Origin of the sequence: Streptosporangium sp. NPDC048047, from assembly GCF_040653115.1 — a bacterium.
Classification (GTDB): domain Bacteria; phylum Actinomycetota; class Actinomycetes; order Streptosporangiales; family Streptosporangiaceae; genus Streptosporangium.
The window spans coordinates 192,280-206,636 of the sequence record NZ_JBEZNH010000010.1 but is presented as its reverse complement, the minus strand read 5'-3'; the positions used below and the strand labels follow the sequence as shown (position 1 = coordinate 206,636).

The following is a 14,357-nucleotide window of genomic DNA, read 5'->3' as shown; positions in this document are numbered from 1 at the left end:
GATCTGACCGGATGCGCCTGGTCGGCTGCGCAGCTGGCTGGATGCGACCCCAAGACCGTGCAGCGCTATGTGGCGATGCGCGAGGCGGGAGGCATCCCGTCGGATCGCTCATCGCGGCCCAGGTCGATCGATCCGTTCCTGGCGAAGATCGAGGAGAAGGTCGAGCGCTCAGGCGGCAAGGTCCGGGCCGATGTGGTGCACAAAGACCTGGTCGCGATGGGCTTTCGCGGCTCGGAGCGCACCACCCGGCGAGCCGTCGCGGCCATCAAGGACTCGTGGCGGGCGGGCCGGCGCAGGATCTACCGGCCCTGGATCCCCGAGCCGGGCATGTGGCTGCAATGGGACTGGGGCGAGGGGCCACGCATCGCCGGACGCCGTACTCAGCTGTTTTGCGCCTGGCTGGCCTGGTCGAAGTTCCGGGTGGTGCTGCCGGCCTGGGACCAGACACTGGGGTCGCTGACCGCCTGCCTGGACGCGGCGCTGCGCATCATCGGCGGCGCGCCCACCTACCTGCTGACCGACAACCCCCGCACCGTCACCGTCGAGCACATCGCCAAGATCCCGGTCCGGCACCCGCAGATGGTCGAGCTCGGCCGCCACTACGGGTGCGTGGTGCACACCTGCGAGCCGTTCGATCCCGAGTCCAAGGGCGGCGTGGAGAACACCGTGAAGATCGCCAAAGCCGATCTGGTGCCCACCACCACGAACCTGCGCTCCAGCTACGGCAGCTTCGCCGAGTTGCAGGACGCCTGCGCCCGCTGGGCCGAGCAGGTCAACCACCGCACGCACCGGGCCACCCACCGCCTCCCGGCCCACCTGCTGGAGGAAGAACGCGGCCACCTGCACCCCCTGCCCGCCGACCCCTACGCACTCGCCCTGGGAGAAGAACGCCTGGTCGCAGACGACCGCACCGTCCGCTGGGGCGATGTCCGCTACTCGGTGCCCCCCGGCCACGAAGGCCGCAAGGTCTGGTGCCGGGTGCACGGCGAGGAACTGGTCATCGTCGGCCGACGTGTTCACGACGGGCCGGGCGAGCAGCAGACCGGCGGCGCCGGCCTGGCCGAACTATGGCGGCACCAGCTGTCGACCCCCGGCCGGCCCCGCATCGTCGAGGCCCACTACCCCGACCACCCCGGCGGCAACGGACCCCGCCAACCCAAAGCACGCCCGCAGACCAAGGCCGAGGAACGCTTCTTGGCCATCGGACCGGGCGCCGAGGCCTGGCTCATCGAGGCCGCGGCCACCGGGGTGGCCCGGATCCGGGCCAAAATGGCCCGCGCGATCGAACTCGCCTCCCTGGTCGGCGCTGAACGCGTCGATGCCGCACTCGGCCTGGCCGCCATCCACGGCCGCTTCGGCGAGACCGACCTGGCGTCCATCTGCGACCACCTGGCCCGCAGCAGCGCGGCCGGCGGCCCGACCTCCGTCGCCGACGAAAAGCACTCCGCCCAGCCCGGCACCGCCTCCTGGGCCGCCGTCCGCGCAAGCACCCCGCAGCGCACGAAACAGACCTGAGCGGCCGGGACCTGACCAGGGACCGGCCGGGCCGCCGACATCAACTGCCATGCCGACCTCGGCGGCCTGACCACTCACACAACTGGGAGACTACACATGAGCGTTTCGCTGCCCAAGGCGCCACCCATCCCCGACGAGCTGGAAGCATTGTTCACCCGGATGCGCTTCCCTTACGCCCGCAAAGCCGCACCCGAGGTGCTGGCCACCGCCCGCGCTCAGCGCTGGGATCCCGCCGAAGTGGTGCGGGTCCTACTCGCCGAGGAGGTCGTCGGCCGTGACCACGCCACCCGCCGCAGCCGCCGCAAGAGCGCCGGCCTGCCCGCCGGCAAGACCTTCGACTCCTGGAAGAGCGAGCTGTCATCCATCCCGCAGGCCACCCAGAACGCGCTGCGCACCCTGGAATGGGTCGGCCGCCGCGAGAACTGCGTGATCTCCGGCCCGTCCGGCACCGGCAAGACCCACTTCATGGAAGCCCTCTGTCATCAGGCCATCGACGCCGACCTGCGCGTGTCCTGGTTCACCCTGGAGACCCTGGCGGTCACCATCGGCCGCGCCAAGGTCGACAGCAGCATCGCCCGGACCATCGCCAAGATCTGCCGCTCCGACATCATCGTCGTCGACGACATCGGCCTGCTGCCCGTCAGCCACGAGACCGCCGAAGCCTTCTACCGCCTCGTCGACGCCGCCTACGAACGCCGCAGCCTCGCCGTCACCAGCAACATCCACCCCTCCGGCTTCGACACGATCATGCCCAAGACCATGGCCACCGCCACCGTCGACCGGCTCATGCACCACGCCCACATGGTCGAGACCAGCGGCGAATCCCACCGCCTGGCCGAAGCCCTCGCCGGGAAAGGCGTCATTCCCCTGACCTGACCGCCAGCCGGGACGCCAACCGTCCGCTGACCTGGAGATCTCATGGCCGCCAGCCTGGATCAGGCTGGCCGCCTACCCGGAGAAATTCCTGACCGTCCACACGTGCCTTAGTCCGCACGTGGCGATGCCGCAACGTGGCTGTGAGCGGCTGGTGTGGCGGGCGCCGTGCCGGTCGCTGGTGCGGGTGCGGCCGGCGGCCTGGACGTGCTCATGCCGGGCGACGGTCTATGAGTTGTGCGTCGGTGGCGGGCGGGCGTTCCTGCGCCGGACGGTCCAGCTCGACGGCGCACCCCATATCCAGGAGACCACGCCCGTTTCGATCGCTGAAGCTCAGGCCACCTGGACGGCGGTTCTGTCCGGGCACGCCTGCTGAAGACGGGCGGGGCGGCAAGAATGGAGGGGATCTCGCCGCCCCGCCTGCCGGGAACCCGTCCCACACGGCTCCCGGCCCCCAGACTTCCCCCGCCCCTCGTCGGCCGTCCCCAATGGTGGCTCGGTCTCGATGTCGGCCCCGGGAGCGGTGCCCGCCGCCCCCGTCGGTCACCGCTCTGCGCGTTCCCCGTAGACGGGGCCGATCGTCCGAGGAGACACCACCGGTCCAGCAGGGGCGGGGGAAGCACGAAACACCCGCCGCTCAGGCGGCCACCGTAGGAGGAGGCGGAAGGATGACGGACCGGCTCGCCTCTGGCGGCTGCCCGCACCGCTCGGTGTCGTGGACATCGACCCCGGACGGGGCATGGACCGGCGCGCGGTGCGCCGGTTGCGGGACCTGGTGGCGGCTGGACTTGATCCCGCCGGAGGTGGCGGCGCGGCTCACCGGGGGTGTGCCTCCTCGCGAGAACGCCCGGCCGTGCGCAACCGGTCGTAGGCGCCCATGATCTCCTTGGCCGCGGCATCCGCGCTGATGCGGTCGGTGTGGAGGCGCAGGTGAAAGAATCCCGCGTCCGCACCGGCCTCCAGGTCGACGAGGGTCTCGTCCCACGCGGCAAGGCGCCGCTCGGTGTCAGCGTCGCCGCGGTCTTGGGAGCGTTGGGCAGTGACCTCGCGCGGCACCCACAGCAGCACGCGAAGCCACCCGTCCGGCTCGCGGCCGACGAGGCGGCGCAAGTCCGCGAGGTTGCCCATGTGCGTGACCGGTACGGCTCCGGCGGCGGTGAGGTCCTCAATCATCTGCCGGTCGACGGCGTAGACGTTGCCATAGCGGTGCGTCTCGGCCAGCAGCCGCCCGGCATCACGCAGCTCGGCGAGACGTTCGGCGGTGACGAACTCATACCCCTGGCCGCGGCCGGTGCCGACCTTGAGCTTGGGCAGCAACACGAACCGCGGATCGGCGCGGGTGAGGGCGGCGGTAACGGTGTCCTTGCCGCTGGCCGGCGGGCCGTACAGAACGACTCCGGCCGGGCTCACGACAAGATCCGCTTGAGGGCTTCGCGGGTCTGGTCGGCGAGACTGATCGCTGAGCCGAGCCGGTTGTCGACCGTGACGTGGGCGGTGGGCGGGCTGGTCTCGACGTCCAGGCCGGCCACGTACTGCTCCCAGTTCTCCAGCTTCCAGGCGTCCCGGGCGGCGCCGCGGAACTCGATGTACTCCCGCATCGACTCGGGATCGCAGCGGACCCAGATCGCGGCCACGTCCACGCCCTTGGCCGCGCACCGGTTCTCCAGCCGGGCGAACCACTCCGCATCCTTGAGCTCGGCGATGAACGGGGCCGACAGGATGGCCGAGGTGCCGACCTTGAGGTTGTCCCACGCGGTCTCCATCAGGCACCGGTACTCGAAGGGGCGGACCTCCTTGAGATACAGCTCGGTGTGGCGGTCGTGGGGGTCGCCGCCGAGGGAGATGAGTAGCCGCTCCACGATGCAGCGGGTCAGGGAGTCCTTGTCCAGGAACGCCCAGCCGGTGATGTCGGACAGGAAGCGGGAGAACTCGGTCTTGCCCGATCCGGCGTACCCGCCGACGAGGACGAGGATGGGCTTGGGGCTGCCGCCACCGTGGCGCCGGCGCCAGGCGTCGACCACCCGGTTGCGAAGGAGGGCCCGAGGGGAACCGGAGCTGATGTCCCCGACGGAGACCTTGGTGAAGGCTTCCTCAATGACCTGGGCGGCGGCGTTGTCCGCGGCGGGGTCGGCGGGCGCGGGCAAATCGGAAATCATGATTTCCGCTTTCTGGGATTCACCGGGCAAGGGGGGTCGAAAGCCAAGTTCGGGCTCGGTGGCCTGGTAAAGCAGGCAATATGCGCGCCGGTAATGCGGGCCTGGATAGACGGCGCCTTGCTCGTGCGACCAGATGGTCTGGAAGTTCGCGGCCGGTACGGCCAGGCCGTGGCCGCTGGCCGCCTGGCGGAGCCGCTCGCCCGCGGCTTCCAGGGTCAGGCCGTGGGCCTCACGGTGTTCCCGCAGGCGGGAAGGGGTCCAGCCGGGGCGCTGGGTCGTCTTCATTGCATACCTTCGCCTTCACGCTGTGGAGGGTCGTGCGCGGTGTGCGGTCGTGCATGTGAAAACGCTCGTGTAAATGGACGTTGAGAGCAGCTGAAGAAGCTTAACCAGCTCGACGTGATACCGGGAAGCCGCAGCTCACGGTGGAATTAGGTCACGCCGCAAGGCGGTAAGGACACCACCGAACAGAGGGGGAAGCGATGATTCCGGACCCTGAGCGCATCGTCTGGGAGTTGAACGCGATCCGGGCGGAGCTGGACGAGCTGGCGTGCCGGCTCGGTGAGATCAGCCTCGCTCTTCGAAGACTGCCGCCTCAAGAGCGGAGAGACGGTCCCCCATCTGCTTGAGCGAGCGGCGCATCTGGGTGATCTGTTCCAAGATCTCCGACGCCGCTTCGGGGGCGACCGGCTCGGACGGCCCGGCGGGGGCCTGGCGGACGAACACCCCCTTGCCCTGCTGGCCGACCACGAGCCCCTCGGTCCGCAGGACGCTGATCGCGGCTTTGACCACGCTGGCGGAGACGTCGAAGCGGTCGCAGAGCTGGGCGATCGACGGCAGGGCGGCACCGGGTTGCAGGGAGCCGGCGCGGATCTGCCCGCGCAACTCGTCGACGATCTGCAGGTAGGCCGGTCGGCCGCTCTTCTCCACCATCGGCGTTCGTCTCGCTTCGTCGCGCTTCACGGCGCTTCATAGTGATTCGTCTTGCTCCACTTTGCTCCGTCTCCAGTTGAGCACACCTCGGCAAAGAAACCAACCAGGGCGCCAAAGCACTCCTTGACAACTTAGAATTCCAAGCGTTCCATGTACTCCAAGAGTTCCACCGTCTCACCTCAGTGAAGGACATCAGCCATGCGCACCATCCCCATCCCCGTCGACGTCAGCAAGCTCCAGATCACCTGCGTCAAGCCGCCCAAGCCCCGCCTCGTCAGCCGGGAGACCGGCGAGATCAAGCGCGACAAGGACGGCAACGTCATGTACGAGCTCACCCTCCTCATCGAGGACGAGTTCAACCGCATGGAGCTGGTCAAGGTCACCACCACCCCCGAACCGCAGGTCACCGCGGGCGAGGAGGTCATCCCGGTCAACCTCGTCGGCTACGTCTGGGAGCAGGCCGGCCGCTGGGGCATCGCCTACCGGGCCGCCTCCTTCCTGCCCGCCGCCTCCGCCGGCTACAGCAGACCGGCCACCCCGGCCGCCTCGGTGGCTCCGGTCAGGACGGGGGCGGACCTGTGATCGACCTCGGCCACCCCCTGCTCAAGGTCCTCGCCGCCTTGGTCGTCCTGATCGCCTGGCGGCGCTGGGCGCCGGTCTCCTACTGGTACGTCCTGGTCTTCCCGCGCAAAGCCCTGTGGCTGCGCTGGTCCTGGCGGCACGTGGCCTCCGGCTGCGGACTGACCGAAAAACGCCGCCGCTGGTGGTTCACCGTCATCCCCAACCTCGTCGCCTCGACCGGCGTCGTCCGGGTCCGGCGGCGCTTCCAGCGGGTCGAGGTCGACACCAAGCCCTGGATGGGCCTGCCCCGGCCCACCCGCAACGGCTTCCGCGTCACCTTCCACCTCCTCGACGGACAGGTGCCCGACGACTACGCCAAGGTCTGCGAACGGCTCGCGCACGCCTGGCGCATCGAGGCCGTGCGCGTCGTCGGCTCCCGCCCCGGCCGTGTCACCCTCCAAGGGATCACCCGCGACCCTTTAGCGCACGTCGCACCGGCCGTACCCCCGGCTGAGCCCCGGGACGGCTGGCGGGCCGGCGACCTGCTTCGCCCCGTCGTCGGGGTGCTGGAGACCGGCGCGGCCTGGCGGATGGACTTCCGTCTCATCCCGCACTGGATGAACGCCGGCGCCACCCAGTCGGGCAAGTCCAACCTGATCAACGCGCTCATCGTCGGCCTGGCCCCGCAACCGGTCGCCCTGGTCGGCTTCGACCTCAAGGGCGGAGTGGAGCTGTCGGCCTACGCCGACCGCCTCACCGCCCTGGCCACCACCCGCACCGAATGCCTCAACCTGCTCGGCGACCTCATCGCGGTCATGGGCGCCCGAATGCTCGCCTGCCGCCGCTACGGGGTCCGCGACATCTGGCAACTCCCCGACGCATGCAGGCCCATCCCGGTCGTGGTCCTGGTCGACGAGCTGGCAGAGCTGTACCTCACCGCCGACAAGGCCGAAAAGGACCAGGTCACCCGGACCGCTACCGCGCTGCTGCGCATCGCCCAGCTCGGCCGCGCGTTCGGCATCCACCTGGTGCTGTCGGGCCAGCGCATCGGCTCCGACCTCGGCCCCGGCGTCACCGCACTGCGCGCCCAGATCGGCGGACGCGTCTGCCACCGGGTCAACGACCCCGAAACCGCGGTCATGACCCTCGGCGACCTCGACCCCGACGCCCTCGTTGCCGCCCGCTCCATCGCCCCGGAACTGCCCGGCGTCGCCGTCATCACCGGCTCCGACGGCCGCTGGTACCGGGCGCGGTCCGGCTACGTCTCCACCACCACCGCCGAACACGCCGCCACCGCCTACGCCCACCTGACCCCCTCCTGGAACCAGGTCGCCGCCTCCGGCCTCGGCCACGAACTGCCCGCCACCGACGACACCCCCGAATTCGCCGCCTGAACCCCCTCGACCCCACCCGAAGGAGGAAAACGATGACCACGAGCAAGCCCCGGCTGGCCGTACGGCTCGCCGACGCCGGACCGGTGCTGATCCTCGCGCTCATCGCCGGAGCAGGCAGCTTCACCCACATCCGCGGCACCGCCACCGAACACGGCCAGAACGGGCCGATGGCATGGGCCGTGGCCGTCTGCGTCGATCTCACCTGCGTCATGGCCGCCCGGGAACGCCAGCGCGACCGAAAAACCGGCCGCCGCCCGGACGGCTGGATCTCCTGGCCCACCCTCGTCCTCGTCGGCGGGATCACCCTGTCCCTGGCCGCCAACCTCGCCCAAGCCGAACCGACCCCTGGGGATGGATCTGCGCCGCGACCCCGGCCGGCGCCTTCCTCATCGCCGTCTCCATGCTCGAACGACGCGCTTCGACCCCTCAACCCGAACCGGCCCCGGAACCTCTCCCCGCTCCCGCCCCTGTCCCGCACGCTGTCCCGGAGCCCTCGGCCGAAACCGCTGCGCTCGTCCCTTCACCCGGCCCCGCCGTACCGGCCCGGACCGAACCATCCGGCGACCGCGGCGGAACCGGGCCGACCGGTGAACTCGTCGACTACGCCCGCCGGGTGGCCGCCGAGCACCACGCCCGGCACGGCCGGCCCATCACCCGCGATGCCCTGCGCGCCCGCCTCGGCGTGTCCAACCAGCTCGCCGCAGACCTGCTGCGCACCCTCCACCACCCCGAACCGGCCTGAACCGCAAGGAGAACCGCTCATGACCGCCACCGACTCCCGCGCCGCCCTGGTCAAGGGCCTGGTCGACCTCGCCGCCTTCCTCGCGGCCAACCCCGGCGTGCCCGTCCCGGCCTTCCCGACTCTCTACTACTTCGCCCGGGGAACCGACACCGCGATCCGCGCCGAGATCGACCGGATCGCCACCCTGCTCGGCCTGCACATCGACCCCGAGGACGCCGCTCACGGTCACCGGCGCATCCGCCTCGACTTCGGCCCCGTCCGCTACGAGGCGGTCGGCATCCTCACCACCGCCCGCACGGCCACCCCCTCGGCGGACCGCACCGCCTCCGCCGCCTGACCTTCAAGGAGAACCCCCATGCGCATCCGCATCGACGGCACATATGCCGAAGTCGTCCACGCCGCCAACACCATCCGCACGCTCCTGCCGATCCGGCAGATATCGCCGGTCATGAAGCTGCACGAGCGGCCCCATACCTGGCGGGTGTTCCTCAACACCGCCCCCAGACGCGACACCCGGAGATGGATCACATGACCGACGACCCCAACGCCCCGACCGTCGACCCCAACGCCCCGACCGGCGACCCCGTAGGCATCGCTCCCCGGCGCTGGCAGTGCTGCCACTGCGGCGCGACCGGCGTCGATGGCCACGGCGAGACCTGCGAGCACTGCGAGGGCCTCGGCTTCTGCTGAGCCCTTGGCGCCCCCGGCGTGACCACACATCCGCCAAGACGTCCGTCACGTCGGGGGCCATCCCGAACCGAACCTCTCGACCCGGAAGGGACGCACCCCATCATGCCAAGCGCCCACGCGATCGCCGGACTCATCACCCGGCTCCACGATCCCCACTACGCCCGCTGGGCCGCCCAGATCCGCGCCACCGGCGGCTGCCGCCAGCCGATCCACCTGCGCGGCCACGTCCACCACCTCGACCCCGCCACCGGTGAGCGGCTGCACTCCTACACCACCGCAACCGAACCGGACGGCGTCCTGCGCGTCCCGTGCAAGACCCGCCGGGCCTCCCGCTGCCCGGCCTGCGCCGAGACCTACCGGGCCGACACCTACCAGCTCATCCGCGCCGGCCTCGTCGGAGGCAAGGGCGTCCCGGCGACCGTCACCGGCCATCCGTGCCTGTTCGTCACCCTCACCGCCCCCTCCTTCGGCACCGTCCACACCCGGCGGGAGAAGAACGGCAAACCCCTGCCCTGCCGCGCCCGCCGCGACGCCCCGACATGCCCGCACGGGCGGGTCATGTCCTGCACCGCCCGGCACGGCGCCGAAGAGACCTGTCTCGGTGAGCCGCTGTGCTCGGACTGCTACGACTACGCGGGAAGCGTGCTGTTCAACGCTCTGTCGCCGGAGCTGTGGCGGCGCTTCACCCTGGCGCTCCGCCGCAACATCGCCAAAGCCGCGGGCCTGACCGTGCGGGAGCTACGTGAGCGGGCCGTGGTCTCCTTCGCCAAGGTCGCCGAGTACCAGCGGCGCGGTGTCGTCCACTTCCACGCCGTCATCCGCCTCGACGGCCCCGACGGACCTTCCTCCCCGCCCCCGGCCTGGGCGAGCGCCGACGTCCTGGCTGACGCCGTACGGCACGCCGTCTCGGCCGTGACGGTCACCGCCCCGGCCGCAGGGGACGAACCGGCGCGGGTGCTGCGCTGGGGCGCTCAGCTCGACGTCCGCCCGATCACCTTGGACGGTGAGCTCACCGATCAGGCGGTGGCCGGCTACATCGCCAAGTACGCCACCAAGGCCGCCGAATGCGTCGGCACCCTCGACCGGCGTATCAGTCCCCTCGACGACCTGGCGGCCCTGCCGCTGCGCGAGCACGCCCGGCGGCTCATCGCCGAATGCCTGCGCCTGGGCGCCCTCGACGAACTGGCCGACCTCCGCCTTGCCCAGTGGGCGCACATGCTCGGCTTCCGCGGCCACTTCTCCACCAAGAGCCGCCGCTACTCCACCACCCTCAGCGACATCCGCGCCGAACGCGCCGACTACATGCGCGACGAGGCCGTCAGCACCGGCCGACTCCCGCTCTTCGACGAGGACACCGTCCTCGTCGTCTCCCACTGGGAGTACGCCGGACAGGGCTACTCCCTCGGTGACGCCCTTCTGGCAAGCGCTCTTACCGGAAACCCTCTCCCTGCTCCCGTCGACGTCGCCGGGGGTGGCTCATGACTCCCCTCCTGCTGACCGTCTCCGAAGCCGCCGCGGCCCTGGCGATCTCCCGGAGCAAGCTCTACGAGCTGATCGCCTCCGGTGCGGTCGCCTCGGTCCGGATCGACGGCTCCCGGCGGGTGCCCGTCTCAGCCCTGCACGACTACATCGCTCGCCTGGCCTCCATGGAGTGTGCGGCATGACCAAGCCTCTCGCCGACGCCACCGGCCCCGACGGCAAGCCGAGCAAGAAGAACACGCCCAAGCTCCGCGACGGGGTCATGAAGCGCGGAAGCACCTGGTCGTATGTGATCCGCGTCAAGGATCCCGAGACCGGCGAGAGTAAGCCCAGGTGGGTGGGCGGCTTCGCCACCGAGGACGACGCCAAGGCGGCCCGTGATGAGGCGCGGGTGAACGCCCGGCGGGGTGAGTACGTCGACCGGAACGAGATCACTGTGGGGGAGTACCTCGACATGTGGATTGAGGACCACGCCATGGAGATCAAGCCGGGAACGCTGGAGGACTACCGGATCAGCATCCGTCTCTACATCAAGCCGCACATCGGCAAGATGCGGCTTCAGGCGGTCCGTCCCTCGGCGATCACGAAGCTCTACCGGGATCTCCTCACCCGCGGTGGACGGAACGGGAAGCCGCTGGCGGTGTCCACCGTCGTCCACACGCATGCGATCCTCCGCCGTGCCTTCCGTGACGCCGTGGTGGTCCACGAGTACCTGAGTAGCTCCCCCGTCGACAAGGCCAAGCGTCCCCGTACGGAGTCCCAGGAACCAGGGATGCTCTGGACTCCGGCTCAACTCCGGACGTTTCTAGAGGTGGCTCGGTCCCATCGGCTTTATGCCTTCTTCCATCTGGCGGCCTATACGGGTGCCCGGCGGGGTGAACTGCTGAACCTGCGGTGGCCTGACGTCGACCTGGAAGGGCGACAGATCACCATCAAGGGCTCGACGGGCGTCGTCGACGGCCAGCACATCGCCGGCACCACGAAGAGCGGCCGGACTCGCGTGGTCACCATCGACGAGGGCACGGTGACCGTCCTTCGGGAGCACCGGGAAGCGCAGGAAGCCGAGAGAGCCCGTGTCGGCGACGGCTGGCAGGGAGAGGAGAACGGCCATGTTTTCACAACCGCTTGGGGTGGCCCTATCTATCCCACCACCGTGACGTCACTGCCGGCCAAGCTCATCCGGGCGCACAACGAACCGCAGGACAAGGACCAGGCCCCGGCCGAACCGCTTCCTTACGCCCGGCTACATGACCTCAGGCACATCCACGCGACGACGCTCCTGTTGGCGGGCATTCCCGTCCACGTGGTCGCGGCCCGCCTCGGCCATGCCGATCCCGCGATCACCCTCCGCGTCTACGCCCACGTGATCCGCTCGGCGGAAGCCGCCGCGGCCGACGTCTTCGCCCAGGCGCTCGAATAGGAAGTCTCTCGATTGAAGCAGGCCCGTGGGTGAGGTACCCACGGGCCTGCTTTGTGTGGCTACCTGCCTCCCCCACTGATCGCCTTGGCCCACTTCGTGAGCCGGTCGACGAACGAGAGCACCGTCTGACGCCTGTCCGTCGGCAGGAAGGGCCAGGAGACCCAAGCCGGGAAGGAAAGCAGGACGACGCAGAGCAGGGGCAGGGCGAGCAGCGCCGCGACCAGCAGGCGCAGCCACAGGGGGCGAATCGACATACCTAATCCGTTCGGACGGACGGATGCGGCACATGCCGCGCCAAGACCTCGGCGAGATCTCAGCGCTGGCCTCCAAAACCTTGCCCGTGACCACAGCTTGGGTCGCGAACGTGCAGTGTGATCCGGTGTTCGATTCGTGTCCGAGATGGATCGGGAAGGCACGGGTTGTCTTGGCTACCAAGATCTCCATGATCGTGGTCAAGGTCGATAGAGATCAGCAAAGACAGGCTATATCGACCCGCCTCGTCCCGCTTTGTTACCGGGGAAGCTGCCAGCGGTTCCGTGGTGCTGTTAGCAGGGGTGTTAGCAAAAGGCCCCCACCGGATCCCGGTGGGGGCCTCTGACCTGGAGCCGCCTTCGGGATTCGAACCCGAGACCCCTTCATTACGAGTGAAGTGCTCTGGCCGACTGAGCTAAGGCGGCATGTCACGCAGGGATCGCATGACCTTTGACAGTCTACAGGTTTCGCGGAGCTCTCGCGCCCGCCGATTCGGCCGGTTCTCACGCGTCGTCGACGCCGTCCGGGCCGGTTCGGCACGGACGGCGGCTCCTCCGGCCGCGCCGGTCCGGCGCGGGGGGTGGGCCCGCGTCGGACCGGCGCGGTGTCCGGGTGCGGTGGGAGGCATCCGGACGCCGCCGCGACAGGCATGTGTCGCGAGAACCGGGGGGAATCAGCCGATCTGGAAGTAGGGGTTACGAGCCTTGAAGGTGCACTCGCCCACAAACTTGACCGTCTTGCCGGGCTTAATGCTCTTCCACCCAGTGTGGTACTGCTTCGAGCCGTTGCCGATCGCGTTGACGCACCAGTAGACCAGGCGAGCCTTGCCGGTCTTGTTCCCCTTGTTCTTGCACTTGCCCCAGACGGTGGTGTTGCCGGTCCCGGGGGAGTTGCAGGACACCTTCGCGGCCCTGGCGGTGGACGCGCCGGTCTCCGCGGCCTGGGCGGTGCCGCCGAGCGGCACCAGCACGGAAATGACACCCGCCGCGACGGCCAGCGAACGGATCTTCTTGGTCATGACAGATTCTCCTTCGTGGTCGGATTACGACGTCTGCGATCCGGAGGCGCTCAATCGCACACGACCGGTGGAACGGTCGGGAACACGGCGGGAAGCACGGCCGGGAGCACGCTCCGGGTCACGTCGCACGGCATCCCGGAAACCCTGGGGTCCGGGATGCCGACCATCGTGGCACGCGATCCGCCACCCATGGGAAGGATCTTTGTCCAATTCGGCCCCGCCACCGGACCGTGGACATTGGACAAAAGAAGCCGCAGGTCAGGAGCCCTCCACCTGGACATCCAGGAAGATCGGCCGCTTGGCCGGAAACAGGGCCCGCCCCTGCGCGTCGACCACCTTCCAGTAGATCCGGCAGTTTCCCGGCTCCTCCGGGGCCCGCACCCGCACCGCGATGTCCACGCTCTGCCCGGGAGCCGTGAACGGCATGTCCACCGTCTCCGGGGTCCGGCACGGCCCGGAGTTGATCCGCACCAGGCGTCTCCCCTTCCAGGGGATCCGCCCGGTGTTCCGTATCCGCCACACCTTCCTGAAGGAGGAGCCCCGCCGTACCGTCGAGCCGTCCGGATAGGTGATGTCGCCCAGGAACGCGGAGTCGTCCCCGGCGATCGCGCCCTCCGTCGGAACCATGGTCGGCGGCGCGGCCGGCGCCGAGGTCGGCACCGGCGGAGGGTCGCCGTCGCCGCCGTTCGTCGCCGGCCGGGAGACCACCAGGTCGATCACGAAGGCGACGGCGGCGACGGCCGCGGCGACGGTGAGCGCGGCCACGACCCGGATGACACGGCCGCGCCGCGCGAGCCCCGGCGAACGCGTGGACGCGGCCGGAGCCGCCGCGTTCATCACGTCCTCCGCGTCCTCCACGTCCCCCGTATCCCTCGTATCCCTCGTGTCCTCCGCGAACCCGTCGTCCGCCCCCCTCACGGATCCGCCGCCCGCCCTCACGAGCCCGTCGTCCGCCGCCCACACGGACCCGTCAGCAGCCCGCACGGACCCGTCCGCCGTCTCCACGCCGGCCGCGTCATCGGCGGCGCCGTCATCGGTGGCATCGGCGCCGGAACCGCCGGTGTCGCCGGCTTCATCGGAGTCGGCGTCCCGTGCGTGCTCCCAGAGTTCCCGCCACTCGCGTTCGGTCTCTCCGGGGTCGCGTCCCAGCCGGTCGACCGCGAGGACCCGCACGAACTCCCAGGTCGTCTCCCAGCTCGGCAGCTTCCGCCCCTGTACGGCGCTGGCCAGCGACGACTTCGAAGCCGCCGCCCCGAGCCGGGCGGACATCTCCGCGTAGGAGGGGTCGCCCGCCTCCCGCCTCAACCGCCAGAGCCGATCGGCG

General features: G+C 70.0%; 18 protein-coding genes, 1 tRNA gene and 1 pseudogene. 13 read left to right on the top strand and 7 right to left on the bottom strand.

All coding sequences use genetic code 11. The features are described 5' to 3' along the window. The 3 genes from istA to AB0D67_RS12230 all read left to right on the top strand — a co-directional run. The coding region (istA, locus tag AB0D67_RS12240; protein WP_362932815.1) for an IS21 family transposase at positions 1 to 1,515 on the top strand (1,515 nt) is incomplete at its 5' end. Between the two features lie 96 nt (positions 1,516 to 1,611). After that, positions 1,612 to 2,391 (top strand): IS21-like element helper ATPase IstB, encoded by a 780-nt coding sequence (gene istB / locus AB0D67_RS12235; RefSeq protein ID WP_362932812.1) that lies wholly within the window; start codon positions 1,612 to 1,614, stop codon positions 2,389 to 2,391. Positions 2,392 to 2,509: 118 nt separating this feature from the next. Further along, the gene (locus AB0D67_RS12230) at positions 2,510 to 2,764 is read left to right on the top strand and encodes a hypothetical protein (protein WP_362932809.1); all 255 of its coding nucleotides are present in this window, start codon (positions 2,510 to 2,512) and stop codon (positions 2,762 to 2,764) included. A 440-nt stretch (positions 2,765 to 3,204) separates the two neighbouring features. Here the strand turns inward: AB0D67_RS12230 and AB0D67_RS12225 are convergent, their stop codons facing one another. From AB0D67_RS12225 to AB0D67_RS12215, 3 genes are all read right to left on the bottom strand, one after another. Then, positions 3,205 to 3,798 carry a guanylate kinase gene (locus tag AB0D67_RS12225; RefSeq protein WP_362932806.1) on the bottom strand — a complete coding sequence of 198 codons (594 nt, stop codon included), beginning with the start codon at positions 3,796 to 3,798 and terminating at the stop codon, positions 3,205 to 3,207. Then, positions 3,795 to 4,544, bottom strand: a complete 750-nt coding sequence (locus AB0D67_RS12220; protein ID WP_362932803.1) for an AAA family ATPase — start codon at positions 4,542 to 4,544, stop codon at positions 3,795 to 3,797. Before AB0D67_RS12220 ends, AB0D67_RS12225 begins: the two co-directional genes overlap by 4 nt. A 567-nt stretch (positions 4,545 to 5,111) precedes the next feature. Next, on the bottom strand, positions 5,112 to 5,507 hold the full coding sequence (locus tag AB0D67_RS12215) for a winged helix-turn-helix domain-containing protein (protein WP_362932800.1): 396 nt from the start codon (positions 5,505 to 5,507) through the stop codon (positions 5,112 to 5,114). 168 nt (positions 5,508 to 5,675) lie between these two features. On the opposite strand from AB0D67_RS12215, the gene AB0D67_RS12210 reads away from it, so the two are divergent. The 10 genes and pseudogenes from AB0D67_RS12210 (at position 5,676) to AB0D67_RS12165 (ending at position 11,763) form a co-directional block, all read left to right on the top strand. Next, on the top strand, positions 5,676 to 6,059 hold the full coding sequence (locus AB0D67_RS12210) for a hypothetical protein (protein ID WP_362932797.1): 384 nt from the start codon (positions 5,676 to 5,678) through the stop codon (positions 6,057 to 6,059). Then, positions 6,056 to 7,432 (top strand): FtsK/SpoIIIE domain-containing protein, encoded by a 1,377-nt coding sequence (locus AB0D67_RS12205; protein ID WP_362932794.1) that lies wholly within the window; start codon positions 6,056 to 6,058, stop codon positions 7,430 to 7,432. The genes AB0D67_RS12210 and AB0D67_RS12205 overlap by 4 nt, the downstream gene beginning before the upstream one ends. A gap of 32 nt (positions 7,433 to 7,464) precedes the next feature. Next, a pseudogene (locus tag AB0D67_RS12200) lies at positions 7,465 to 7,701 on the top strand (DUF2637 domain-containing protein); the annotation flags it as partial. 344 nt (positions 7,702 to 8,045) lie between these two features. Next, entirely contained in the window at positions 8,046 to 8,174 is a 129-nt protein-coding gene (locus AB0D67_RS12195) for a hypothetical protein (protein WP_362932846.1), read from the top strand. A 19-nt stretch (positions 8,175 to 8,193) separates the two neighbouring features. Then, the gene (locus AB0D67_RS12190; RefSeq protein ID WP_362932844.1) at positions 8,194 to 8,511 is read left to right on the top strand and encodes a hypothetical protein; all 318 of its coding nucleotides are present in this window, start codon (positions 8,194 to 8,196) and stop codon (positions 8,509 to 8,511) included. Between the two features lie 18 nt (positions 8,512 to 8,529). Beyond that, positions 8,530 to 8,706: a hypothetical protein gene (locus AB0D67_RS12185; protein ID WP_362932792.1), complete on the top strand. Its 177-nt coding sequence runs from the start codon at positions 8,530 to 8,532 to the stop codon at positions 8,704 to 8,706. Next, positions 8,703 to 8,864: a hypothetical protein gene (locus tag AB0D67_RS12180; protein WP_362932789.1), complete on the top strand. Its 162-nt coding sequence runs from the start codon at positions 8,703 to 8,705 to the stop codon at positions 8,862 to 8,864. The genes AB0D67_RS12185 and AB0D67_RS12180 overlap by 4 nt, the downstream gene beginning before the upstream one ends. A gap of 102 nt (positions 8,865 to 8,966) precedes the next feature. Next, positions 8,967 to 10,346 (top strand): replication initiator, encoded by a 1,380-nt coding sequence (locus AB0D67_RS12175; protein WP_362932786.1) that lies wholly within the window; start codon positions 8,967 to 8,969, stop codon positions 10,344 to 10,346. Next, complete coding sequence (locus AB0D67_RS12170; RefSeq protein WP_362932783.1) at positions 10,343 to 10,528, top strand: helix-turn-helix domain-containing protein; 186 nt, start codon at positions 10,343 to 10,345, stop codon at positions 10,526 to 10,528. The genes AB0D67_RS12175 and AB0D67_RS12170 overlap by 4 nt, the downstream gene beginning before the upstream one ends. Beyond that, positions 10,525 to 11,763 carry a tyrosine-type recombinase/integrase gene (locus tag AB0D67_RS12165; protein ID WP_362932841.1) on the top strand — a complete coding sequence of 413 codons (1,239 nt, stop codon included), beginning with the start codon at positions 10,525 to 10,527 and terminating at the stop codon, positions 11,761 to 11,763. The genes AB0D67_RS12170 and AB0D67_RS12165 overlap by 4 nt, the downstream gene beginning before the upstream one ends. A gap of 59 nt (positions 11,764 to 11,822) precedes the next feature. Here AB0D67_RS12165 and AB0D67_RS12160 read toward each other — a convergent pair whose 3' ends face one another. The 4 genes from AB0D67_RS12160 to AB0D67_RS12145 form a co-directional block, all read right to left on the bottom strand. Beyond that, the gene (locus tag AB0D67_RS12160; RefSeq protein ID WP_362932780.1) at positions 11,823 to 12,017 is read right to left on the bottom strand and encodes a hypothetical protein; all 195 of its coding nucleotides are present in this window, start codon (positions 12,015 to 12,017) and stop codon (positions 11,823 to 11,825) included. A 346-nt stretch (positions 12,018 to 12,363) separates the two neighbouring features. Then, positions 12,364 to 12,440: transfer RNA gene (locus tag AB0D67_RS12155), tRNA-Thr, on the bottom strand. Between the two features lie 248 nt (positions 12,441 to 12,688). Next, positions 12,689 to 13,033, bottom strand: coding sequence for a hypothetical protein (locus AB0D67_RS12150; protein WP_362932777.1), 345 nt, complete (start codon positions 13,031 to 13,033; stop codon positions 12,689 to 12,691). Positions 13,034 to 13,291: 258 nt separating this feature from the next. Then, positions 13,292 to 14,338, bottom strand: coding sequence for an NBR1-Ig-like domain-containing protein (locus AB0D67_RS12145; RefSeq protein ID WP_362932774.1), 1,047 nt, complete (start codon positions 14,336 to 14,338; stop codon positions 13,292 to 13,294). Positions 14,339 to 14,357 lie beyond the last annotated feature (19 nt).